Source organism: Chitinophaga sp. CB10, assembly GCA_001870995.2.
GTDB lineage: Bacteria > Bacteroidota > Bacteroidia > Chitinophagales > Chitinophagaceae > Chitinophaga.
On the sequence record MLAV02000009.1, the window covers coordinates 245,673 to 270,515 of the forward strand.

Here is a 24,843-nt window from a genome sequence, read left to right on the forward strand (position 1 = left end):
CCAGATGGAGAAATTTATTGAATAAATCGATGTAAGAAGGCAGCTGTTATTGGATATAGTCTATTTTAAACGCTTTGTTTTAAAAGCGGTACACCTCAGCTGCTTTGCCCGTTCAGGTAAAATCCATTAGCTTGCTATCTGGCATATTCCCTTTTTATGAAGAATATCAAGATAATAGAAGTAAAATCTGAGATTGGCGCAGGAACGCGCGGCGCGAGTTTAGGCGTGGAAGCCATTAAAATTGCCGCCCTGGATTTCATGAGCAACTTCTTTGTTCACTTTCCTACTGAATCCATAGAAACCGAGAACAAACTGTTGTTTGAACCCATCGAATCCCCTTACGCCAAAAGAATAAAAGGTACGGTGGCGATGTACGAGCGCATCAGCAAGAGTGTATGCGAAACCGTTAAAGCCAACTGGTTCCCCGTAGTGCTCTCCGGCGATCATAGCACGGCAGGGGCCACCATCGCGGGATTGAAAATGGCGCATCCGAAATCCAAGCTGGGCGTCATCTGGATCGATGCCCATGCGGACCTGCACACGCCTTATACCACGCCTTCCGGCAACATGCACGGCATGCCGCTGGCTACGGCCATTGCAGAGGATAACCTGGATTGCAAGGTGCATGATATTGATGAACAGACTTCCAAGATGTGGAATGCGCTGAAGAACATCGGCAAGATAGCGCCAAAGGTATTGCCGGAAGATATTGTATTCATCTCCCTGCGGGACTATGAGAAGGAGGAAGACTACCTGATCCGGCAGTACGGCATGAAAGTATTCACGACCAGCGAAGTAAGGCGTAAAGGGCCGGAAGCCATCTCCCGGTCGGTGTTCCGCTACCTGAGCGATTGCGATTACATCTACGTATCGTTTGATGTGGACAGCCTGGACTCCTCTATTTCCAAAGGCACGGGAACGCCGGTAAGCAATGGCCTGCGGGAACGCGAAGCGGAGGACCTGATCAGTAAATTCATGCAGCACCGCAAGATCTGCTGCTTTGAGATCACGGAGGTGAACCCTACGCTCGACAGGGAGAACCTGATGGCGGAGATAGCCTTCAATATATTGCAGCGCAGCGTGAATGTGCTGATGATGAACTGATACGGCACGTACAGCCGGCCTAGTTAATCTTGTAATACGCCATCAGCCAGCCGGTTACATCGCTGTAGGAGTGGATTCCACGGCGCTGGTTGTTGGCCTTGAGGTACTGATCATAAAACATAGTACCGTATTCATCGGCTTTGCCTTCGTATTTACTGTAGAACTGCACTATGAACCGGTAATCCTCCTTTATGCCGGGCATCGTCCTTTCCCATACATTCTTTGCCAGCGTGGAATCGCGGTGGCCCAGCTGGCGTACGCTGTACAGGAACATTTCCAGGTTGGCGGCATAACGGAAACGGTTATCCGCAGCGTTGGCGGCAGTCAGGTAGCCGACGAAGTTGGCGTCTTCCTCGGGGGCGTAGCCCAGCTGGTGGGCAATTTCGTGGCAGGTGATAAAGGGCTGCAGTACGTGGGGGGCTTCGGTATTCACCTGGGCCTCGTTGGTCCAGGGGTTGAGGTAGCCGGTAACGCCCAGGTAGTTGAGCCAGTTGCCAAACATAGCGCGTTTCACGCTGGGGCGTTTATAGGAAAAGGCCGGCCAGTGGGCGGCGGCGGAGTCGTACGCCTGTATGGCCCGTTTGAATACCGGCACGGGGCTGGGGTCAGCCATGATCACGTTCAGCGTATCGCCGGTGAGGGCTTTTTCCCTGTTTACCAGATGCAGGAGGGTATCGGAAAGCTGGTACAGCTGCCGGGTATCGTACCGGCCGGTGATCAGCCCGGTGTCCCGCTGCAGGGGCTTCCGGTCATAATTGAGCCCCCAGAGTACGAGGAAGGCGAGATAAAGATTCAGCAGCACATGAATACCCCTGACGAGCAGGTAACCTGCATCGGGCCAGGCCATGCGCAGGAGTTTATAACATAGTTTTAACAAATAAAATATTCCTGTTATAATCCAGGCGACATAAATTACGTCGCCAACACTGAAAGGCACTATACCTGTGATTTGTCTAAAAGCTGCGCTGGTCCACTTATACCACCCATGAAAGTAAAAGTATTCGAAGCGGTAACTCCAGGCCATTAATCCTTTTAACAACAGTATAGCCGCAAGTGTTAGTACAATACGGAGAACCTTTATTCTAAACTTGGTTTTTAATTCCATACAATAAGGATCATGATAGATGAATCTTTACAAATATTGCTTGGCGGAGCTATATCTGAAAAACTGCAAATAAAAGTACACATTAATGAGGCAAAAAGCGTCAACGGCGGGGATATAAATAAAACATTCCGCATAGGCACCAACGAAGGATATTTCTTTTTGAAATTAAATAATGCAGCGTTGTACCCGGACCTGTTTGAGCAGGAGTATGCGGGGTTGACGGAGCTGCGCAAGGCGCAGGCGCTGGCTGTACCCAAGCCGCTGGCTTACGGGGAAGTGGCGGGCAAAACCTTCCTGTTACTGGAATTTATCAACAAGGGCACGGCCATCGGGGATTTCTGGGAAAATTTTGCGGCCGGGTTGTGCAGGCAGCATATGGTTACGCATCCGCACTTTGGTTATGTGAGCCCGAATTACATTGGCACTTTAAAGCAATACAATACGCCTTACAGCAGTTGGCCGGTATTTTATGCTTTCAACCGGCTGATGCCGCTGACGAAGCTGGCGTACGACAAAGGCATTTTTGAAGCGGCGACGGTAAAGCAGATGGAGCGGTTGTGCAAGCAGCTGCCGCAGCTGTTCCCGGCGGAGAAGCCGGCGTTGCTGCACGGGGACCTCTGGTCCGGCAACTTTATGATTGGCCCAGACGGGCGGGCCTGTATTTATGATCCTTCGGTGTATTACGGCCACCGGGAGATAGACCTGGCGATGACGCGGTTGTTTGGCGGATTTGATACCCGTTTTTACTATGCTTATCAGTCCATATACCCACTGGCGCCGGGCTGGCAGCAACGGATAGGCGTTTGTCAGCTCTATCCCCTGCTCGTGCATACGATCCTGTTTGGCGGCAATTATTACAACAGCGTAAAGGAGGTGCTGGCCTCCTATTGAGGATTATTTGAGGCCGTTGGCTTCGATGAATTTGCGCATTTTTTCATATTCGGCATTTACGATCGGGTAGTATTTATTCATATCGGCTACAATTTCGTTGTACAGGCGGGTGATCTCTTCCTTGCGCTGGTCCTGGTCAGTGATGAGCAGGCCTTCCAGGAGCTGAATTTTTTCCGTGATCCAGGTGAGGCCTACCATGGCGAAGTTAGGTTTGAGTTTGTGCAGGTTGAATTTCATGGTAGTCCAGTCGTCCTTTGCGAGCAGGTCGCCTATTTTACCGATTTCATCGCGGATGATGCGGATAAAGATTTCGAAGAGGTCGGCGGCATAGGAAATATTATTTTCATACAGTCCGTTGAGGAACTGTACGTTCAGGTCAGGATTAAAATCATAGCCGCTTATATTCTGCACTTCTTCCATTATTAATTCTGTTTCGTCTTCGTTTAGATATTTGTTAAACACCTGTAACAACTGGTCTGGTGTGTAAGGTTTGATCAATATATCGGTGATACCTGCGGCGCGGGCCATGGAGGCGGTACTTTCCATAGCGACGGCGGTGGTGGCGATAACGGGTGTTGCTACGTTCGGGAGGGCTTCATTTGCTCTTATTTTCTGGGCCAGTTCCAGTCCGTTCATACCGGGAATCCTGATATCCATGAGTATCAGGTCGTACTGGCGCGATTCCAGGAAATAGGTAGCATCAGGGCCGTTGGTGGCAACATTGTAACTGATTTTGTATTTCTGCAGCAGGCTCATGATATAGCGGAGGTTCATCTGGTTATCTTCCACTACCAGGATCCTGGCGTTTTCGAATGTACGCTGTTTTAGTTTGGTACCGGGTTTCCGGTTACCGGCTGCCAGGGGTTTACCGGTATCAATAAAGGGGAGTTTAAAGCAGAATACCGTTTGGAACCCGGTCATTTCTTCCACTGTGATGGTACCTCCCTGCAATTCAACCAGTTGTTTGGCGATGGCCAGTCCCAGTCCTGTACCTCCGTATTGTTCACGTATATCTCCTTCTGCCTGTTTATAGTTCAGGAAAATATGTTCCAGTTTATCTTTTTTGATGCCTATACCGGTATCGCATACACGAAAGCTGATCCATGATTTGTGATTGAGCCAGCTGTCCTGGTGAATGCGTATGGCTATTTCTCCTTCCGTTGTGAACTTCTCTGCATTACCTAACAAATTGAGTAATATTTGGTTCAGGAGCATATTATCTCCAATGAGCCAGGTATTGATGGCAGAATCGAGTTCGGTGGTAATTTTTACAGGCCGGCGGCCGAGTTTCAGTTCAAAGGTATGCCGCAGGGATTGAATCAGTTCCCTCAGATTGAATTCCCGTTGGTTTACCTGGAATTCCCCTGCTTCGATGCGGGAAATATCGAGAATATCGCTGACAATACCCAGCAGTATGCCGGAGGAGTGTTTGAGCAGGTTGATATATTCCTTTTGCTGTGCATCGAGTTGGGTTTCTTCCAGGAGGTGGGCCATACCGATGATGGCGTTGAGCGGGGTACGGATTTCGTGGCTCATGCTGGCGAGGAATTCCTTTTGGGCCTGCCGGGCTTCTTCGGCGGAGCGGCGGGCGTTTTCGAGGTCCTGCTGGAGCAGTTTCTGCCGGGTGATATCCATATGCACGGCGGCCCCGCCGATGATTTTTCCGGATTGGTCGTACACGTTGGTGGAGCTGCATACGACCCATCTGCGGGAGCCGTCTTTGAGTACCACTTCCAGGTCGTACAGGAGGGGCACGTTATGATCGAGCCTTCTTTTGCGGAGGGCTTTGGCGTAGAGTTTCTTTTCTGCGGGCACGAATACTTCCGTGAGGTTTTTGCCGATCAGCTCCTCTTCCCTGTAGCCGGAGAGGCGGCAAAAGCTTTCGTACACGCGGGTGATATTGCCTTCCAGGTCCGTTTCGCACATGGCGGCGTTGAGATTATTGAGGACGGTGCGGAACTTCTGTTCATTGAGGCGGATGGCTTCCTGGACGCTGCTGCGGCGGGTGACGTCCACGATCTGCCAGATGCAGCCCATGAACCGGGTACCCTGGAATACGGGCAGGTGGGTAACTTCCCGGAACTGGCCGTTGAGGAAGGGCAATTCCCAGCCGAACCAGGGCTTTTTGTCCTTACGGAGGGTCCGCAATTGTTTGCTGAAGGCGGCCGGGTTGGCGAGCAGGGGCGTAACGGCGGCGATCATGCGGGTGAAGGAGTCCCCGGGGCGGATGAGGTCGCCCGTGTGCTGACGGAGGATATCATTGATCCAGATACAGCGGTAGTGTTCGTTAGTCACGAGTATTCCGGCATTATTATGCTGTAGCCAGGCGGTGATGGGCATGGAAAACAAGTCGGCTGCGCCATTGTTGGCGGCGCCGGCTGCAGGAGCATTGTTTTTTACTGCTTCTTTTCCTATGGGCTTCATCGTTTGATGGAATAGGGGGACTAAGGGTTTTCAATATTTACTGGCGTTGCGAAAATGGCGCTGGAATACCGGCAGAAAAACTTACCTTTGCTATTCGCGCTTGTCCGCAGGGACAGCAATATGGTTGATATTTTATTATTATATAAATATATATTAAATATAATATCAATAGTGAACAAATTTAGGAAATTTTTGCAATTGCAAATATTTAATTACCTTTGCATCCCTCTAAAAGTGAGGATATTGATATGAAACCACTCCGCGAATTTGAAATAGCCTTTGTAGGATTAAAACCTGGGGTGCACACATTTCAGTACGAGGTGGATGAGAGTTTCTTTGAGAACTACGACGGTCCGAGGGACTTTAGTAATTGCAAGGCGACGGTGAATTTGAGTCTTGACAAGAATAGCAGTTTCTTCCTGTTGAAGTTTGAAATAGGCGGCACTGCCACCGTTACCTGTGACAGGTGCGGGGAGCCGTTTGAACTGCAGCTCTGGGATGATTTCCATCATGTGGTAAAACTGGTGGACAATCCCGAGGAGATGAACGAATCGGAAGAGGATCCGGATGTATCTTATATTTCGAGGACGGAATCGCACTTAAATGTGGCTGACCTGATCTACGAATTTGTACATTTGAGCATTCCGATGCAGCACATTCACCCTGATACTGCCGATGGCAAGAGCGGGTGTAATCCAAAGGTGATTGAAATGCTGGAACGTATGAACCAGCAGGCAAAAGAAAACGATAACCCAATCTGGAAAGGGTTGGATAAATTTAAGGACAATTAAAAATTAAATAAAATGCCAAATCCTAAACGCAGACATTCTCAGCAAAGATCAGCAAAGAGAAGAACGCATTATAAGGCGGTAGCGGATACATTAAGCACAGACAGCGCAACCGGAGAAGTGCACCTGAGACACCGTGCTCATTGGGTAGAAAACAAACTGTACTACAAAGGAAAAGTAGTGTTGGAAAAACAGAGCGCTGCTAAATAAGAAATTTTACTAATTTTACCCGAGCTAACAAGAACAAACTTGAGTTACATGAGAATCGGGCTTGATATGATGGGTGGCGATTTCGCCCCGTCAGAAGCAGTAAAAGGAGTAAAATTATATTTAGACACTGTTGCATCTGATGTGCATCTGGTTTTGATCGGAGATGAACAACAACTCGCTCCACTTCTGGCCGAAGCACAGCTGGACCAATCAAAATATTCAGTTGTTCATTCATCTCAGATCATTGAGATGAATGAACACCCTACCAAGGCACTGAAGGAGAAACCACAATCTTCCATCTCTATTGGTTTCCATCTCTTAAAGAATGAAAAGGTAGACGCTTTCATCAGCGCCGGTAATACCGGAGCGATGATGGTGGGTACCTATTATTCTATTAAGGCTATTGAAGGTGTGCAACGTCCTACGATATCGACTCCTATTCCCCGCGAAGACGGCAGTTTCGGACTGCTGCTTGATGTGGGTATCAATGCCGACTGCAAACCAGAAAACCTGGCACAATTTGCCCTCCTCGGTTCCCTCTATTCCCAGTATATACTGAATAGACCCAACCCCAAGGTTGGCCTCCTGAATATAGGAGAAGAAGAAGGAAAAGGCAATTTGCTCGCCCAGGCCACTTATCCGCTACTCAAAGAAAGCAAACAAATCAACTTCATCGGTAATGTGGAAGGCCGCGACGTCTTCAGCAACAAAGCAGATGTAATCGTTTGCGAAGGCTTTACAGGCAACGTTGTCCTTAAAATGGCCGAATCTTTCTATGATATTGCGCACCGCCGTGGTATCAATGACGAGTACATGAACAAATTTGACTTTGAATCATATGGCGGTACCCCCGTACTTGGCGTGTCAAAACCCGTAGTGATCGGACACGGTATCTCCAAAGGCATTGCCTTTAAAAATATGATCCTGCTTGCACAGCAGATGTTACAAACCAAACTGTTGGAAAAGATTACTGCCAGCTTTGATCAAACAGAAGCGTAATCCTGCTAGAACTTATTTAAAAAGCCTTCGCTGCGGCGAAGGCTTTTTTTATTTACGAGCGGTTTTTATTAAGCGTTTAACGGGCAGGGACTGCATGGCGCGGGTAGCGGGCCATGGCATAAGGCGGTATAACGGTATAGCCTAAACGTAGCGCTAAAGCGCCTGCAGCACTGAACATCTCCCCCACCCCCCAACAATATTATGCCTCATACAATGGCAGCTTTACGTAAAATGTAGTGCCTTCGTTCAACTTGGTTTCAAACCAGATTTCACCCCGCATCTGTTCTACGATATTCTTGCACATCGCCAATCCGAGGCCGGTGCCGGAGGATTTGGTTGTGAAGTTGGGGACAAAAATTTTGGATTGGACTTCCGGGGAGATGCCAGCGCCGTTGTCGGCCACGCTGACGATTACGAAACGGTCTTCCGTTGTCTGGAATCGGACCAGCACACGCCCTTCCCTACCTTCCGGGATGGCCTGGATGGCATTTTGCAGGAGGTTGGTAAAGAGGCGGTTCATCTGTGTTTTATCTGCATATACGTAGAAATCCTTCGGCGGGTCCTGGTAGATGACGGTGCAGTGATCGTGGCTCTGGTAAAGGCCTGTGAGCGAATGAATCACTTCGTTGACCTGCACCACTTCATTGGAAGGCTCACCGATACGGGCAAACGCAGAGAAGTCCGACGCGATGTTGGCCAGGTGCTCGATCTGCTCTACCAGCGTATTGGCCACGTTGCGGGACATCTCTTTCACATTCGGCCTGTCCTCCGCGATGGCGCGCTGCAGGTATTGGATGCTCAGCTTCATCGGGGTAAGCGGGTTCTTGATTTCGTGGGCCACCTGCCTGGCCATTTCCCTCCAGGCGCCTTCACGCTCGCTCTTGGCGAGGCGTGCAGCGCTGACTTCCAGTTTTCTTACCATCTTGTTATACTCTTTCACCAATGCGCCGATTTCATCGTCCTTGTCCCAGTCGATTTCATCGTTGCGCTGGCCGAGGTTGACGTGGCGCAGCTTTTCCGTTACCAGCGAGAAGGAGCGGGTAATGGAATTGGTGATCAGCAGGGCGATGATACCAGCGATGAGGAAGATGAACGCGTTGAAGGTAATGAGGGCCACGAGGAAACTGGAAATCTGTTGTTTCAGCTCCGTTTGAGTGGCGAAGTAAGGCACGTTGAGGTAAGCGAATACTTCCCCGGTATCGTTGCGCAGGGGCACGTAGCCGGAGAGGAAGGCCATGGTACCTATTTGTTCGTATTGTATGAACTGGATCAGCTGCTGGTTATAGAGCTGGTAATAGCCCAGGGGATTCATTTTGCGGGAGATCAGGCCCTTTTCCACCATGAGCGGCTGCGTGGTGATTTGCAGGTTACCGTCCCGGTCATAGACGTTGAGGTCCATTGCGCGATCGTCCGCAATATTGGCCAGGGAATTACTCAGCTGCACGAGCAAATGCGAGTCGTATATATCGCCTACCTGGTCATGCGTCTGCTGGTTGTCGAATACCTTTTCCACATCGCCGGCCACCTCTCCCATGGCTTTGCTCAGCTTTTCCTTGTTCTGCACTTCCGAGCGGTAGATGAAGAATTTGATCGTGGTTAAACCGAGGATGATGAAGGAGAACACGACAATGAAAATGATGGTGCCGTGGACTTTGCGGCGGATGCTGATCTTCACCAGGGTGCGGAGGTTGCCCAGGCGCATGCGGGCTTTGATCAGCAGGTCGAATATCTTGTAGATGACGATAATCAGCAGGAAGAGGCAGAACATGCAGGCAAACAACGCGATGAATTCTACGAAGGACCTTGCTTCTTTTACCACCAGCACCACTTTATCAGGGCCGGCTTTATACACCAGCTGGGAGTGCCCTCGCTCCCACCGCAGGGATACGTCCGACGCGGGGAGGTCGCTCGCATAGAGGCGGATGGGGAAAGGAAAATCGTTGAAGTTGCTGACGAGGATGCCTTTATCGTAAATGGCATATGAATACGCCGAAGCGTTTTCCCGGGCGGCTTCGGAGACTTCCCCGTCTACGAGCAGCTCGGGGTAGATCCTGTCGGACGCGGAAACCTTTGGCGTGATGACGTAAAGGAGCCACCCGATGCCGGTATGATCTGCCGGGTTGAAAAATTCCTTTTTCCCGATATAGCTGTATTGTTTGAAACTCTTTTCGTAGTAGTACAAGTCGTTCCCGCCCTGCAATACCGGCGCGGCTTCCGGATCGTACAGCAACCGGCGCTGGAAGGAAATAAGGGAGATGGTATCCGACGCGTAGATGGGATCGCCGTTTTCATCGTAGGGGTAAAACGTGATATTGAACCGGCTGAGGTAGCCCTGGAAATATTTCTGTTGCAGGTCATTTTCCAGTTCGGACTTATGCGGCACGGATTCCCGGTGGGCGAAGAAGCTTTGCAGGTATTCGTCGCGCTCCATTTTTTTACCTACATCGTTGAGGAGGATTTCCAGGTAGGGGTCCTTCTGCTTGGAGAGGTTTTTGGCGACGCTCAGGCGGGTGGTCACTTCCTTCTGGTTGTTATAGTACACGATGGTGCCGGAGGTCGTGACGGTGAGCAGGAAGAGCCAGAACAGGAAAGGCACTGTGGCGACGGTGCTTTCGAACCGGTCGGCAATGAAGTCGAGCAGGACGATATAGAGCAGCAGCCAAATCACCATGGTAAAGGTGAAGGGCAGGTCCGGGTTATCCAGCCGGAACAATATCCAGATGATGCCTACGGCTGCCAGCCAGATATATTTGGTACGGTAGCGGAAGTTCGTGAGTTCGTTGAGCAGGTAGTTGATGATCTGCGAAAAGAACAGGAAGCTGAACGAGATGAAACCCAGTACGACAAAGCCGATGACGCTGTATTCGTTCAGGCTGAAGAAGTTTGTTACATCGAAGGAGATGCGGGAGTCGATAACAAGGCTCTGGATGAGGTCTGCCAGGAATTGCTCCACGATGTAGAGTACGAGGCTGGCTACGATGATGACCAGGCTTTGCATCCAGCGTTTTTTGATAACTGGCGGGTTGATGGTTTTCACGTGTTCGCGGAAGAACACGATGAGCCAGAAGACGAGGATGACGTTGATGGCGAGGTCGCCCAGGGAGCGGAAAATTTCGTCCTTGGCGTAGATGCTCGGGTCGAATATATTGAGGCTACGCATGTTGAACGGGAACGTATATACGTAGCTGAGTATCCGGAGGCCGAACACTACTGCGAACAGCACCAGGAAGGCGTAGAGCGGGTTTGAATTTTTTGCCAGCAGGGTTGCAAAGAGGTTCAGGAATATGAGTACGCAGATGCTGCCGAGTACCCGGAAGATAACGCTGAAGAGGTTGGGCGGCCTGCTGTGGAAGGTTTTGTTATAGTCGAGATAAAAGAGGGTTTTACTGCTGCCGTTGACTACGGGCAGGACTACATGCTCGTTGGACATGTAGTTATGCGGGAAGATATGTATCTGGTATTCCGGGCCCAGGGCCGGTTTATCGAAGAAGTGGTTGACGAGGTAATGGTTTTGCAGGGAATATTCCATCCGCACGGGGATGAGGGCCACCATGCGGCGGGAATGGCCTTCCGGGGCGCGCACTCTCCTGACGACGACGTCGTAGTAACCGTTTTTGAGTTTGAGGAAATACTCGCCCGGCCGCCAGTTTGCGGGCAGGTCGTCCAGCTGGACGAGGCTGGTACTCCAGAAGGCCAGCCATGGGCCTTCGGCGGCGGAGGAGTCGTACGCGAACACGTGGTAATCGCGTTTACTGAGTTTTTCCACCGACTTCTCGGTGTACGACCTGTTGAAGAGGGCGTTGACGGCGGCGGTATCCAGCAGGAATTCATTGAAATCCTTTTCCCTTTCGTGGATACTTTTTTCCAGGCTGTGCTGCACTCCCTGCGGGGAGGAGTAGTAGGACCAGTAGTTGCTGAAGAGGAAGGCGAAGGTGAACAGCCATGCCGCCACGATCAGCAGGTAGCCGTGCCGCAGGAAGAATAGGCGTATTTCTTTAGCGTCGATCAATGGGAGTATAGTTTGGCTTATGCTTTTTCCTGCGCTTTGATTTCATTCCAGAGCGCATCCATTTCCGTCAGGGACATATCATTGAGTTGCCTGCCCTGTTGCAGGGCCAGCGTTTCCATTTCCTGGAAGCGGCGCTGGAACTTCTTATTGGTGCGTTCCAGGGCGTTTTCAGCATCCACATTCAGGAAGCGGGCGTAGTTGACCAGGGAGAACATTACATCCCCGAATTCGGCCTCTATATGGTCCTGGTTAGCTGTTTGAATGGCTTCTTCCAGTTCGGAGAGTTCTTCTTTTATTTTATCCATTACCTGGCCGTTGTTTTCCCATTCAAAGCCGGTTTGTTTGGCTTTTTCCTGGATACGCATGGCTTTTACCAGTGCCGGCAGGGCTTTGGGCACTCCGCCGAGGACGGATTTTTTGCCCTCTTTGAGTTTCAGTTTCTCCCAGTTCTGTTTTACTTCTTCTTCATCCTGCACTTTCACATCGCCGTAGATGTGCGGGTGGCGGTGGATGAGTTTTTCGCAGACGCCGTTGATGACGTCGTTGATATCGAATTTATTTTGTTCCGCACCGATTTTAGCATAGAAGACCATGTGGAGCATGATATCTCCCAGTTCTTCCCGGATGGCCTGCCAGTTTTCGTCTGTAATGGCGTCCGCGAGTTCATAGGTTTCTTCTATGGTCAGCTGCCGGAGGGTTTGGATCGTTTGTTTTTTATCCCAGGGGCATTTTTCCCGCAGATCGTCCATTATTTTTAAAAGTCTGTCGAAAGTAGCGTTGTTTTCCATATGCCGTAAAAGTAGTTAAAAATGTGCATCAGGGAGGGCTGAGACAGCAATATCCATGCTAAAAACTGTTAATTTCTTTTTCTTGGGAAAAAGGCCATTTTAATTACATTTGCGAGCTACAAATAAGCGATCGTTTTTTTTGCTACGGCGAACTGACAAGTACCTGTAGTATTGAAATACATCCCAAAATGAATTAACATGAATCCGAAACACATTGCACTGATTTCATCCGAATTAGGCATCTCGGCCAAACAGGCGGAGAATACCATGAACCTGTTATCTGAAGGATCAACGGTACCATTCATTTCCCGATACAGGAAAGAGGTGACCGGGAGTCTGGATGAGGTGCAGATAGGCCGGATTGAGGACCTGCAGAAGCGCTATAAGGAGGTGGACGAGCGTCGTGAGTTTATCATCAAGACGATCACCGACCAGGAGAAGATGACGCCGGAGCTTTTGGAAAAGCTGGAATCTACCTGGGTATTGGCGGAGCTGGAGGACATTTACCTGCCTTACAAACCGAAACGTAAAACCCGTGCCACTGTTGCGATTGAGAAGGGGCTGGAGCCGCTGGCCCGGTTGCTTTTCGAGGAGCAGGACGGCGATGTGGCTGCTGCGGAGAAATTCCTGAACGAGCAGGTAGCATCTTCGGAGGAGGCGCTGAAAGGGGCGAGAGATATAATTGCCGAGTGGATCAACGAGAACGCCGAGTGCAGGGACAAGCTGCGTAAGCTGTTTACCCATACCGGCAAGCTGACGTCCAAAGTAGTGGAGGGTAAAGAGGAAGAGGGCAACAAGTACAAGGATTACTTTGATTTTTCCGAAGACCTGAAGGAGATGCCATCCCACCGTGTGCTGGCGATACTCCGTGCAGAGTCGGAGGGCATACTCTTCAGTTCCATTGCGCCGGCAGAGGAAGAGGCGATGGACATCCTGAACAAGCAGTTTGTTACCGGTAAGGGCGCTGCGGCCGAGCAGGTAGGCAAAGCGGCGGCGGATGCGTACAAGCGTTTGTTACGCCCGTCCCTGGAAAATGAATTCCGCGCGGCGGCCAAGGAGAAAGCCGATGCCGAGGCGATTGAAGTGTTTGCAGAGAACCTGCGCCAATTGCTGCTGGCGGCGCCGCTGGGGCCAAAAGCTGTTATCGCCATAGACCCGGGTTACAGAACCGGTTGTAAGGTGGTAGCGCTGGACAACCAGGGTAACATGCTGGATCACGACGTGATTTTCCCGCTGGAAAAGAACTATAAGAGAGATGACGCGGAAGCGTTGCTGAAGAAGTGGGTGAAGCAGTACGGCACGGCGGCCATCGCCGTGGGCAATGGTACTGCCGGCCGTGAGACGGAAGAATTTGTGAAAAAGATAGATTTTGGCCAGAAAATCAACGTTTTCATGGTGAATGAAAGCGGCGCGTCCGTTTATTCCGCTTCGGAAGTGGCGCGTGAGGAGTTTCCTGACCAGGATGTAACGGTGCGCGGGGCTGTATCTATTGGCCGCAGGCTGATAGATCCGCTGGCGGAGCTGGTGAAGATTGATCCTAAATCCATCGGCGTGGGCCAGTACCAGCACGACGTAAACCAGTCGCAGCTGAAACAGAGCCTGGACCGCGTGGTGGTAAGCTGTGTAAACAACGTAGGCGTGAACCTGAACACTGCTTCCAAGCACCTGCTGGCGTACATTTCCGGCCTGGGCCCGTCCCTGGCTGAAAACATTGTGAAATACAGGAAAGAGAACGGGGCTTTCAAAAACCGCATGCAGCTGAAGAAAGTACACCGTTTGGGCGATAAGGCATTTGAGCAGTGCGCGGGCTTCCTGCGTATTGAGAACGGGGACAATCCGCTGGACAACAGCGCGGTGCACCCGGAGCGTTATGCTTTGGTAGAAGAAATAGCTACGAAACAGCATTTGAGCGTGCAGGACCTGATGGGTAAAGAGGATTTGCGCAAGCAGATCAACCTGAAAGATTTCATCCGGGAGGATGTGGGTATGGTAACGCTGGAAGACATCCTGAAGGAGCTGGCCAAGCCTAGCCGCGACCCACGTGATGAGATCAGCATCTTTGAATATGCGGAAGGCATTCACAAGATCGAGGACGTGAAGCCTGGTATGGTGTTGCCTGGCGTGGTGACCAACATTACCGCCTTCGGCGCGTTTGTGGATATTGGGGTGAAGCAGGATGGCCTGGTACACATTTCCCACCTGTCGAACAAGTTTATCAGCAACCCTAACGAGGCGGTGAAACTGAATCAGAAGGTGCAGGTGACGGTGCTGGAAGTGGATGCTATGCGTAAGCGCATTTCCTTATCCATGAAGGATAATGAGAAAGGCGGCGGCGGCAGCAACCAGGGCGGCCAGCGCAAGGAAAGAAGGGAAAGGCCGGCGCAGAAAGAGGCGCCGCTGAACGACTTCCAGGCGAAGCTGGCAGCGTTGAAGAACAAGTTCAACTAATGGCAGATTTATAATAAAAAGCCCCCTTTTCCGGCATTTTCAGGGAAAAGGGGGCTTTTTGTTTGCCATGCGTTCAGGGGCGGAGGCTTTTGAATTTGGATATCCAGGCGCGCAGTTGTTTAGGGTAATGGGTATCCCCTCTTTCGCTGAAGATGCGGAGTTTATGATCGACGGCGAGGCCGACGTAGATGATATCATCCTCCATATCGACGGCGATGGCGGCGGCTTCGGCATCCCGTTCGCCGGGTTCGTAGCCTTCATCGAAGAGGACGTTGTTGTCGATTTCCAGCGGCGGGGTGACTTTAAAGCGTTCGAGGAAGTCCTGCTGGTTTTTGGGGCCGAGCAGTTTTGCCAGCCGGGATTTGAGCGGTTCTTTATTGAGCAGGTCTGCATCTTCCGGGTAGCGGCCATCCAGGGTGGCGAAGGTGGTCCAGGAGCTGACGATTTCCGCATGGATGGTATCCGTGGCGGTTTTCATGGTGTCCATTTCCGGTGGGGTGAGGTCATCCGCGAGGAGGATGGCCCGTTCCTGTTGCACGCGGCTGTTACAGGCGGGTTGGGTTACGAGTCCGCCGAGGCATATGGCTAAAAGCAGGAGCCTGGCGGGTAAAGGATGTGCGTTTTGCATAAGTTAACAGTTTCCAGTGTCAAAACAGGCACCACCATCCGGTTTGACAAGGTCTAGTGGGTTAACAACTCAAATAATAAAAAGTTTAATAATATCAGCGGCCTTTAAAATCGGGCGTGCGTTTTTCCATGAAAGCCTGCATTCCTTCCTTCTGGTCTTCGGAGGCGAAGAGGAGGTAGAAGTTTTTTCTTTCGAAGTGCAGCCCTTCTTCGAGGGTGGAATCGAAAGCTTTAAGTACGGCTTCTTTGGCCATTTTGATGGCGATGGGGCTCATGGAGGCTACTTCTGCGGCGAGTTTGATGGCTTCGCTGAGGAAGAGTTCCGTGGGCACGACGCGGTTGATGAGGCCGGCTTTATGCGCTTCGTGGGCGGTGATGAAGCGGCCGGTGAGCACCATTTCCATGGCGAGGGCTTTACCAACGGCGCGGGTGAGGCGTTGGGTGCCGCCGGCGCCGGGGATGACCCCGAGTTTTATTTCCGGCTGACCGAAGCGGGCGGTTTCGCTGGCAACGATCATATCGCAGAGCATCGTGAGTTCGCAGCCGCCGCCGAGGGCGAACCCGCTGACTGCGGCGATGATGGGTTTCTTAATTTTTTTGATGGTATCCCAGGTGCTGAACTGGTCGATATTATACATATCGATGGCGGTTTTACCGGCCATTTGTTTGATATCGGCGCCGGCGGCGAAAGCTTTTTCGTTGCCGGAGAGGACGATGGCGCGCACCTGGTCGTCCGCATCGAGGGCTTTCAGCGCGTCCCGGAGTTCGCCCATCAGTTCGAGGTTAAGGGCGTTCAGCTCTTTGGGCCTGTTCAGCTGGATGTGGGCCACAAAGGGGGCCACTTGATGGTGTATGATAATGAATTGAGGTTGCATTCGTAAACTTACAAAATTAATCCAATAAGGACTGCCATCACGAATACCATTACCATGAATACCATTATGACATAGCTTATCCAGAGCAGGGAGGCTTTCCATATGGTGCGGAGCCAGGACTGGCCGTAGTTATTGTAGAGCGCAATGACGAGGTACCCGAAGGTAACCCAGTTGGCCCATGACAGCGCTTTAGCGGACGGGAATACGGACATGATGAGTACTGCCAGCAGGTAGAGGATAAACACAAATGAATGGAAGTGCAGTGCGAAGATGGCAAAATCCGCGTACACCCATTTTTTCTGTTTACGGTACATCCACTTCATGAGGAGCGCTGCCAGCGGCAGGAGCAGGAACATGATTTTAGGCGCATTATGCTGGAAGTATTCCCACATGACGGCTTTTACGGCCGGCGCGTTGGGGAGGCGGCCCCCGATATAGTCGGTGAAGAAGAGCATGCGCCTCTTCAGGTTTGCGTAAACCTTGCTGTCGCGTTTATCCGGCGGCAGCTGGGCCTGGTAATCATCGTATTCTTTTGTTTTGGTGCCTTCCAGGGAGATATCCAGCTCGCCGTGCCCGTGTTCTTCCGCTGCTTCAGCGGGTTTATGGGTAGTTGCCGGCGTATCGGGATGGTTATTGATTTCGGCATGGGCCGTGGACTCGTGTGGTTTGGACGCTGTATCTTTTGCGTGCGAGTCGGTACTATCTCCATACAAATAATAACTAGTATCTACTACTGGCGCAGCATGGTAGCGATAACCGGTGACAGTATCGCCGGGGGCTATCACGACCAGTTCCTTTGGCTTCTTATCGCGGGGGCGGTCTGAATCTACGACAAAGAATTTCTTATTCCAGTCTTTGGACAGGAAGCCGAAAGCCGTGAAGAAGAACACGAAGGAGATGAAGACGTAGAGTTTGATCGGGTTTACGTAGCGCACTCTCCTGCCGGCCATGTATTCCCTGGTAAGGAATCCCGGGCGGATGACCAGGTATTTGAGTGTGATCAGCAGCTGGCTGTCGTAATGAAAAATATCGGCGATAAAGTGTTTCACCAGGTGGCCGAAAGTTTCGTGCTGTACGGTATTTTCCTGGCCGCAATGGGAGCAGAATCTTTCAGGCACTTCGTATCCGCAGTTCAGACAGTGTTTGTCTTCGCGCAAGGGTTGAGTTCTCACAAACGATTTAGATTATTGGCGTGCTAAAGATATAAAATTAATTGGCATATGGTCAAGGGGAGTGGAAAATCAAACATCTGAAAAATTTTAAATTGAATTTTACGTTTAATTTGCAAACGCAAACGTAGCAACCTATTCATGAAGAGAACATTAGCAATTTTGACAGGTTTACTGGGCATTGCCTTTACTGCCCGTAGTCAGTATTATTACCAGGATATTGTGAATACCCAGCGGACGATCGCCACGATGGCGGTGCTGAAGGAGCAGCAGGTAGCGGCGCAGATGGTGCAGACGTTTGATCCGGGGATGCAGCCTGACAGGGATTTTAAGTGTATCCGGCTGGTGAGTCCGACGGGGCATCAGTTACGCGCTGTGACTAACAGCAGTGCTACGGGGTATGAGGTGCTGGTGAGTACGTTTTCATCGAAGGGGCTGCTGACGAAGACGGTGGACAGCACTGCGGCCAGCGTTACGATTACCCAGTACCGTTATGATGAGGGCGGCCGGCTGTTGCTGGTGAGCAGCAGTTCGCAGGCGACGAACAGTAAGTTGAAGTTTGAGGAGACGCGGAGTTATGTATATGATACTGCGGGCAGGCTGCAGCGGATGGTGCGGCGGAAGAGCGCTACCAACGATTCGCTGGTGGTGGCTTTCAGGACTGACAGCGCGGGGCATGTGATTGAGGAGCAGCCGGCGATGGGCAAGCGGACGTATTACAATTACGATGCGAATGGTCAGCTGACGGACATATACAGTTATAATGCAGTGAGAAAGCGTATGTTGCCGGACTATATGTTTGAATACGAGGGGCGGTTGCTGAAGAAGATGACGGCTGTAAATGTGGCCAGTTCCGCCTATACGATCTGGGAATACAGTTATCTGCCGAGTGGGTTACCGGACCGTGAAAGTTGCTATGGCAAAGGAAAGGAGCTGTTAGGGATGGTGAAGTACAATTATGATTTTAATAAGTAATGCATAAAAATCTTTTAATCATTTGAAAAAAAATTTGTAAATTCAAAAAGATTCCTATCTTTGCAATCCCAACGAAAAACGCCATGAGCGGGGGTTGAAGGGAAAAAGTTCTTTTAGAAAAGCGGAAGTAGCTCATTTGGTAGAGCACGACCTTGCCAAGGTCGGGGTGGCCGGTTCGAGCCCGGTCTTCCGCTCAAAATCCTGCAAGAAGGATTTGATACCCTGGTGGTGGAATTGGTAGACACGCGGGACTTAAAATCCCGTTCGCAGCAATGCGAGTGTGGGTTCAACTCCCATCTGGGGTACTTTAAACCGTCGCAACTATTTGAAAGACAGTAGATTAGCGACGGTTTTTTTATGCCCGGATTTTTGGGTTTTCTCTCCTGATTTTAGCATATTGTTTTCATTTTTAGCTACTTACGCGTTCAACTCCCATCTGGTTCAAAGCCTCTGCTAGCCCAAATAAATTAAGGAAGAATAAATCCTGTCCTGCAAAGGAATAGCAATAATTCTTTCTGTCTTCCTCTTGAATCTGCGAGAAGTCAGTCCAATCAGCTTTTGCGGTATCTTCAACTTTGCCACAGCAATGACATGAATGGTTAACAACTAATTCATCGTTTAGGCCTTCGAGTGATACTGTCATATCACATCCACAGTCAGAACATTTTTGCGCAGGCATGTCATACCGCCTTCCATCGGAATCCACTACTACTTTAGGTATATGATCCTTCAAACATTCGAAAACAAATAAGACCGGGTGATCTTCCGTATCAAAGATGTAAGTACAGAAACGCATTGGAAAGCAGCAAACCTCACACGTAACATGCTTAGGCACCTGAAACCGGTCAATGAGTAACTCCTTCATTTCATCTCCGTCGATCATTTCCTGTACTACCAGATGCTTCATATTACCTCTTTGAATTGCAATTGTTTTGTACAGATCGAATTCAAGATCACTACTATTGAATTCACCTGATATCCCCTGCAGCATGGTAATCGTATGACTATCATAGCAGTCAAGATAACTGCTGTCTGTCTTACGAAATTTTGCTTTTGCTTTCATGCGAGAAGCAGTTTTATTCCACGTATCAGGAAACTACTGGGAGAAGAACTGTCCTGAGAAATTGGCTCGCTTACCGCCACCACACGAATTTTATACTTTTGATATAGTTCATCGATCTTTTGTAATGCCTTGATTAGTTCCCTGCTGAAGCGGTCTAACTCCACGACAACCAGGTATTGGACCAGATCCTTATGTTTTTGGAGAAACTCCTCTAAAGCCTTCCAGTTGGGGCGATCAAAGGTGTCACTGCTCTCACCATCGTCGCGGAAGAAAGCGATAAGGGTTAGATTGTTTTGTTCACAGTAGCGCTTTATGGCTTGCTCTTGATATGTCAGGGAGTAGGTGGATTGGTCTTTGATACTGATGCGGGCGTAGCCGATAGCAATTGAATAGGAATTCGTTATCATGATTTTTATTTTTGGATTCAAACAGAACGACGCAAAACATTCTCATAAATGAATTTCTAAACTCAATGTGATAAAACAGCATAATCAGTAGGCTTCACAGCGCACCATCGAAAATTAAATACAACCCAAGGGACTATGTGGCATATCGCAGATTAATATCAAACCATTAAACATATAATTAAAACACAATTCATTACGGTTAAAACCGCGGATAAGCTATAAAAGTTGATAATCTGATAAAAATTCGTTTAATTGCTTTAAAGGGTATCAACAAATCTAAATTATATCGATTTAACCCTTTAAAACTTATATTTTAGTTACTTAGGGCTATATCAATCTAAAGGTATCCCTACGCCCCGGCTTACGTTTTTGAATAAATAATTGGACCTCGCCTATGGAATATGAATTGCCTTATGACGCCTTCTTAAGGACTTTAAGACAAAATATAGATACAAGTCATGTTGTTCTCTTAGGAGCTGGTGCCTCCATAAGTTCAGGAATCCAGTCAGCTGCAGATTGCATCTGGGAATGGAAAAGGAATATCTTCCTGTCACATAATCCGCATCTTCCTAAAGAGTATAATGAATACAGAAGCGAATCTGTTCAACGAAGTATTCAAAAATGGCTCGATAATCAAGGGCGATTCCCTCAAGAGGGAGCGCCAGAAGAATACTCTTTCTATGCTCAAGAGGCTTATCCAATAGAAGACATCCGAAGAAAATACTTCCAAAATATTTGTCTTAACAAAGTTCCTCATACTGGATATCTTATTCTTAGCCTATTTGCTAAGTTCCAAATGGTAAAAAGTGTTTTTACCACAAATTTTGACGGGTTAGTGGAAAAAGCTGCCTATCTAACCAATATTACTCCATTTCCAGTTTCCCTAGCGAACCCTCAGGAAATACACAGACCGGAAAGTAAAGACCATTTACTTACAGTTGCACTACATGGGGATTTTAAATATGGCCCACTTAAAAATACAGCGCAGGAGCTTGACTGCCAACATGCAACATTCGCACAAGCCCTTACTGATCATCTAAAAAACAGGCATCTCATTGTATGTGGTTATAGTGGCAGGGATAACGCATTGATGTCTGCATTAAGAATAGCTTATGAGTCACAGGGATCAGGCATGATATTTTGGTGCGGTTATGGTAGTCAAATCAACAATGATGTAAAAAGTTTAATCGACCATGCTCGATCACATGGACGTGCAGCCTATTATATTGCAACCGAGGGATTTGATACGACCATGTATCATGCAGCATCAACCTGTTTCCGAGGAGATTCAATATTTGAACAAGCCCTAGAAAAAATAATACGAGATAATCCAGACGAAACAAGAGTAAATACTCCCTTTACGATTCCCTCTACACAACAGCACCATCAATTACTAAAAAGCAATTTGTTTCCTATAGTATTTCCAACAGAGGTCTATCAGTTCAAAACTAACCACCAAAATGAAAAAGACCTATGGGAATTCATTAAACTTAATGCTTCCAATGAAAATATTTTGTCAATACCATTGAACGGCATGGTCTACTGCTTTAGTACCGAAACAATTATTCGACAAGTTTTCGGAGCAATTTTAGTAGGAAGTATTCAGAGGACACCAGTAACTTACAAGGAAGTCAAAAATGGTACTCAGCTCCGTAAGCTTTATTTATCAGCTATCATTACGTCCATTTGTCGCCAATTCAATCTCCACACAGATGGAAGAACAATCGTTTACCTCCCACAACAGCCTCAAGAGAGAATCCATGAAAATATAACTTATTACCAACATGATGGCTTTGAACTATCTCTGTTTTTCGATAAAAAAGCATTTGAAAATAAAGCATTTGCCTACCTAAGTGTAAAGCCAACCTTCTACTTGTCCACCGATGGGAAAGTCAACAAAGAGTTAAAATTTTCACTTGGCAAAGCATACCATCAGAAAATAATGGGTACAAAACCCAATGTAGGATTTAATAACCAATTAGACCGCTGGCGCAATATTGTTTTTCCTAATGGAAGGCCTTTTGTGTTTAAGTTTCCCCACGAGCAGGGATCACATTTCAGGTTTTCATTGAGTTCCAACACCATGCATGTTGCTATTGCAAATCAACAAGGTGGATATAACATAAGTTATCCCACCGACTTTGATATGCGTGCTATTCAACATTATGGCATACAATACAAAGAGCCACTAATGCAATTCATGGATAAAACTACCAGTCAAGTAGAAACAGATTTTCACCCTATGCGAGGTCTTATTAAACATGGACCTTATGACTATTTGCTGAATGGCAACATGTTTACTGCCGAGGTAAATCTAGGTGTGGTTTGCCCCATTGGCTTTGAGGACCGACTGTCAAATTTCTTAAACCGTCTAAATGACACGATGCAAGCAGGTGGCCACAATCCTGATTATTTGATTGACTACCCTGGATTTAATGCAGCATATGGTGTACCACTTAACATTTCCAACCCTCAGACAGATTTATGGAAATCTATATCTGATCCGACAGGAAACGATATAATGAGTACCGCCAGAGATTTAGCAGAAAAGATAAAGAATGCTCTAAATCAATTCGATGGCATAAGTAAACAGCAAATTATTGTCATATTTATCCCTGAAAAATATGAACCATTTACACGCGTGGAATCCGAAACAGAAATATTTGATCTGCATGATTATATTAAAGCTTATGCTGCTCAAAAGCGTTTAGCCACACAATTTCTGCGGGAGGACACCTTCACTGATGCTCTATACTGTCAAGTGAATTGGTGGCTTTCGCTATCATTCTACGTCAAAAGCCAAAGAACTCCCTGGATTCTACATGGTTTAGCCCAGGAAACCGCCTTTGTAGGTATAGGATATAGCGTCAAGAAAAATGGGCAACGCAGCCACGTAGCATTAGGGTGTAGTCATATCTATAATTCTTTCGGACAGGGACTTAAATACCGATTAACGAAAGTTGAAGATTGTCATTTCGATAAAAAAAACAATCCATTTTTATCGTACTCAGAAGCGTACAAGTTCGGCAATACGATTAGGGAGCTTTTTCTAACCAATTCAGGGCAAATCCCCAAACGTGTTGTAGTTCATAAACGAACACGTTTTAAGGAAGAGGAAATAAAGGGCATCGTAGATAGTCTAAAAAAATCTGGAATCAATCAAGTTGATCTTGTTGAAATTAATTTTGAAGATCATGCTCGATTTATTCTTCAGAATGTTTACAACCAAAGCATTTCTGCTGGAAATTTCCCACTACGTCGGGGTTCCTGCTTTATACTTGACCGAACCTCAGCCCTACTTTGGACACATGGAGTAGCCCCTTCCGTAAAAGATGAATCAAGAAGAAGCTATTTCCTTGGTGGCAAAAGCATTCCTATTCCTCTTAAAATCATCAAACACTTTGGTTCAAGTAATATTGATTCGATTGCCACAGAAATACTGGGATTAACCAAAGTCAACTGGAACACTTTTGATATGTATGCAAAGCTGCCAGCAACACTTCAATCTTCAAATGAAATTGCACGAATAGGTTGGTTACTGAATAGATTTGAGGGTAATACATATGACTATCGTCATCTTATGTAATTCGAAGTAACGCATTGAAATAAATACTATATCAACAGAGAAAAATTAATACCCTTCTCTATCCCTAATTCCGTTAAACAAGAATCTTATGTTCGAAAAAGTACTAATTAGACCCAATTCCACAACGAGGCCTATTGATCTTGGTCAAATTCTGGAGAGTATGTTCTTTTATCAAAATACAACTGTACATGTTGGCCGTCCAGAAATCATCACCCTTTTGAATAAATTGAACAATGACACATTTGTCGAATTACTAAAAAGGCCTGAATTGAAATTGGCATACCGACAAGATAGCCCAGGTGTGTTATCCGGAAATAAAGGGGAATTTGGAATATCTAATATCATGCATTCTGAATTAGATTTGGAAGAACAACTTTTCAAAATTGCACAAGAAACTACCAACGATAAAAATCGCAGTAAGGACTTTTCTAAGAAAGTATCAAATTTATTAGATATATACGAATCCCCTAAAGATTTCAACAAAACCCTTCTGGAAGAACTTCAAAACAAAGATTATCGAAATGCCGTACTTCTCAGCACTATATCTAATAATTTCCCCAATCATGGCCTTCAGGTTACGAAAAAACAATCCAGTTTAAACCTGGTTGGCAATCATTCTTACTAGGATTACCCATGTATAACCTTGAAACAAACATCGATTTAGAAAAATATCAAATCACAAAAGACCAAATATTTCTAAATGCCATAGTTGGAACATCAAATATACAAGCCGCTGCCCAATTACAGTCCGAAATAATTGTTCCTGACATCCAAGCTAGGATAATTAGAGAAAAAATTAATCCACTTGTTACGCAAACTAATTCTTCGTTAGAAAAAATTGAACATTTTAATGAATATATATATGAAGATACTGTCGACTTAAGGGAAGCTATTAACAATGGAGCCGACATAAATGATTTCTTCAAAGTGTTAGATGATGCTGCATCATATAAACATTGGTTAGAGGAATTACCTAACGATAAGAAGCTACTCAATGAATATATAAAAAGGAATAAAGACAATCAATGGTTTGGCAGTGCTAAAGCCAAAGGAATTCGTTTCTACTTATTTACAGGGATTGGTATTATCATCGACGCAATGACAGGGGGTGTTGCTGGAACCACTGCAGCGTTAGGACTTAGTACATTTGACAATTTCATACTTGATAATTTATCAAAAAAATGGCATCCAAGCCAATTTATTGAGAACAAGCTTATACCTGTAATAAAAGAAAGTACAAGAAAGTCAAGTTGATCTTGGGGCAATATGGATAGTTAATTTAAAGATGACACTATCTCATAAACTGTGTAAATGATAAAAATCGGGGATTGTCTCCGATTTTTTAACTTTAACGGATATACAGTTTTATGAAGAC

Annotated in this window: 19 protein-coding genes and 2 tRNA genes; 12 read left to right on the top strand and 9 right to left on the bottom strand. The window is 47.6% G+C overall.

All coding sequences use genetic code 11. The features are described from left to right. Nucleotides 1-156: 156 nt before the first annotated feature. On the top strand, nucleotides 157-1,104 hold the full coding sequence (locus tag BOC67_RS15070) for an arginase (RefSeq protein WP_291911412.1): 948 nt from the start codon (nucleotides 157-159) through the stop codon (nucleotides 1,102-1,104). A gap of 19 nt (nucleotides 1,105-1,123) precedes the next feature. Here BOC67_RS15070 and BOC67_RS15075 read toward each other — a convergent pair whose 3' ends face one another. Beyond that, nucleotides 1,124-2,209 (bottom strand): DUF3810 domain-containing protein, encoded by a 1,086-nt coding sequence (locus tag BOC67_RS15075; RefSeq protein WP_367115567.1) that lies wholly within the window; start codon nucleotides 2,207-2,209, stop codon nucleotides 1,124-1,126. A gap of 12 nt (nucleotides 2,210-2,221) precedes the next feature. Between BOC67_RS15075 and BOC67_RS15080 the strand changes: the two genes are divergently transcribed. Continuing rightward, nucleotides 2,222-3,100 (top strand): fructosamine kinase family protein, encoded by an 879-nt coding sequence (locus tag BOC67_RS15080; protein ID WP_291911415.1) that lies wholly within the window; start codon nucleotides 2,222-2,224, stop codon nucleotides 3,098-3,100. A 3-nt stretch (nucleotides 3,101-3,103) separates the two neighbouring features. Here BOC67_RS15080 and BOC67_RS15085 read toward each other — a convergent pair whose 3' ends face one another. After that, on the bottom strand, nucleotides 3,104-5,524 hold the full coding sequence (locus BOC67_RS15085; RefSeq protein ID WP_291911416.1) for an ATP-binding protein: 2,421 nt from the start codon (nucleotides 5,522-5,524) through the stop codon (nucleotides 3,104-3,106). Between the two features lie 248 nt (nucleotides 5,525-5,772). Between BOC67_RS15085 and BOC67_RS15090 the strand changes: the two genes are divergently transcribed. From BOC67_RS15090 to plsX, 3 genes are read left to right on the top strand one after another with little or no spacing between them, the layout of a single operon-like run. After that, complete coding sequence (locus BOC67_RS15090) at nucleotides 5,773-6,315, top strand: DUF177 domain-containing protein (RefSeq protein ID WP_291911417.1); 543 nt, start codon at nucleotides 5,773-5,775, stop codon at nucleotides 6,313-6,315. A gap of 12 nt (nucleotides 6,316-6,327) precedes the next feature. Continuing rightward, nucleotides 6,328-6,522, top strand: coding sequence for a 50S ribosomal protein L32 (gene rpmF, locus BOC67_RS15095; RefSeq protein WP_073079237.1), 195 nt, complete (start codon nucleotides 6,328-6,330; stop codon nucleotides 6,520-6,522). 48 nt (nucleotides 6,523-6,570) lie between these two features. Continuing rightward, the gene (gene plsX, locus BOC67_RS15100; protein WP_291911418.1) at nucleotides 6,571-7,521 is read left to right on the top strand and encodes a phosphate acyltransferase PlsX; all 951 of its coding nucleotides are present in this window, start codon (nucleotides 6,571-6,573) and stop codon (nucleotides 7,519-7,521) included. 199 nt (nucleotides 7,522-7,720) lie between these two features. Here plsX and BOC67_RS15105 read toward each other — a convergent pair whose 3' ends face one another. Both BOC67_RS15105 and mazG read right to left on the bottom strand, forming a co-directional pair. Then, nucleotides 7,721-11,530 (bottom strand): HAMP domain-containing sensor histidine kinase, encoded by a 3,810-nt coding sequence (locus BOC67_RS15105; protein WP_291911419.1) that lies wholly within the window; start codon nucleotides 11,528-11,530, stop codon nucleotides 7,721-7,723. A 17-nt stretch (nucleotides 11,531-11,547) separates the two neighbouring features. Beyond that, a complete protein-coding gene (gene mazG / locus BOC67_RS15110; RefSeq protein WP_291911420.1) occupies nucleotides 11,548-12,318 on the bottom strand; it encodes a nucleoside triphosphate pyrophosphohydrolase in 771 nt (256 codons plus the stop codon). A 198-nt stretch (nucleotides 12,319-12,516) separates the two neighbouring features. On the opposite strand from mazG, the gene BOC67_RS15115 reads away from it, so the two are divergent. Then, a complete protein-coding gene (locus tag BOC67_RS15115; protein ID WP_291911421.1) occupies nucleotides 12,517-14,766 on the top strand; it encodes a Tex family protein in 2,250 nt (749 codons plus the stop codon). A gap of 73 nt (nucleotides 14,767-14,839) precedes the next feature. Here BOC67_RS15115 and BOC67_RS15120 read toward each other — a convergent pair whose 3' ends face one another. The 3 genes from BOC67_RS15120 to BOC67_RS15130 form a co-directional block, all read right to left on the bottom strand. Beyond that, nucleotides 14,840-15,394: a hypothetical protein gene (locus tag BOC67_RS15120; protein WP_291911422.1), complete on the bottom strand. Its 555-nt coding sequence runs from the start codon at nucleotides 15,392-15,394 to the stop codon at nucleotides 14,840-14,842. 94 nt (nucleotides 15,395-15,488) lie between these two features. Further along, nucleotides 15,489-16,268, bottom strand: coding sequence for an enoyl-CoA hydratase-related protein (locus BOC67_RS15125; protein WP_291911423.1), 780 nt, complete (start codon nucleotides 16,266-16,268; stop codon nucleotides 15,489-15,491). 8 nt (nucleotides 16,269-16,276) lie between these two features. Next, nucleotides 16,277-17,440 (bottom strand): DUF3667 domain-containing protein, encoded by a 1,164-nt coding sequence (locus BOC67_RS15130; RefSeq protein WP_291911424.1) that lies wholly within the window; start codon nucleotides 17,438-17,440, stop codon nucleotides 16,277-16,279. Nucleotides 17,441-17,578: 138 nt separating this feature from the next. Between BOC67_RS15130 and BOC67_RS15135 the strand changes: the two genes are divergently transcribed. From BOC67_RS15135 to BOC67_RS15145, 3 genes are all read left to right on the top strand, one after another. Beyond that, nucleotides 17,579-18,412 carry a hypothetical protein gene (locus tag BOC67_RS15135; RefSeq protein WP_291911425.1) on the top strand — a complete coding sequence of 278 codons (834 nt, stop codon included), beginning with the start codon at nucleotides 17,579-17,581 and terminating at the stop codon, nucleotides 18,410-18,412. A gap of 121 nt (nucleotides 18,413-18,533) precedes the next feature. Next, nucleotides 18,534-18,606 (top strand) — tRNA-Gly (locus BOC67_RS15140). Between the two features lie 25 nt (nucleotides 18,607-18,631). Next, nucleotides 18,632-18,717 (top strand) — tRNA-Leu (locus BOC67_RS15145). Nucleotides 18,718-18,821: 104 nt separating this feature from the next. Here BOC67_RS15145 and BOC67_RS15150 read toward each other — a convergent pair. Together BOC67_RS15150 and BOC67_RS15155 are read right to left on the bottom strand one after the other, a co-directional pair. After that, nucleotides 18,822-19,475 (bottom strand): hypothetical protein, encoded by a 654-nt coding sequence (locus BOC67_RS15150; RefSeq protein ID WP_291911426.1) that lies wholly within the window; start codon nucleotides 19,473-19,475, stop codon nucleotides 18,822-18,824. Beyond that, nucleotides 19,472-19,882 (bottom strand): recombinase family protein, encoded by a 411-nt coding sequence (locus tag BOC67_RS15155; RefSeq protein ID WP_291911427.1) that lies wholly within the window; start codon nucleotides 19,880-19,882, stop codon nucleotides 19,472-19,474. The genes BOC67_RS15150 and BOC67_RS15155 overlap by 4 nt, the downstream gene beginning before the upstream one ends. A gap of 394 nt (nucleotides 19,883-20,276) precedes the next feature. On the opposite strand from BOC67_RS15155, the gene BOC67_RS15160 reads away from it, so the two are divergent. From BOC67_RS15160 to BOC67_RS15170, 3 genes are all read left to right on the top strand, one after another. Further along, nucleotides 20,277-23,468, top strand: coding sequence for an SIR2 family protein (locus BOC67_RS15160; RefSeq protein WP_291911428.1), 3,192 nt, complete (start codon nucleotides 20,277-20,279; stop codon nucleotides 23,466-23,468). 88 nt (nucleotides 23,469-23,556) lie between these two features. Beyond that, entirely contained in the window at nucleotides 23,557-24,093 is a 537-nt protein-coding gene (locus tag BOC67_RS15165; protein WP_291911430.1) for a hypothetical protein, read from the top strand. 8 nt (nucleotides 24,094-24,101) lie between these two features. After that, nucleotides 24,102-24,722, top strand: coding sequence for a hypothetical protein (locus BOC67_RS15170; RefSeq protein WP_291911431.1), 621 nt, complete (start codon nucleotides 24,102-24,104; stop codon nucleotides 24,720-24,722). Nucleotides 24,723-24,843: the final 121 nt, after the last annotated feature.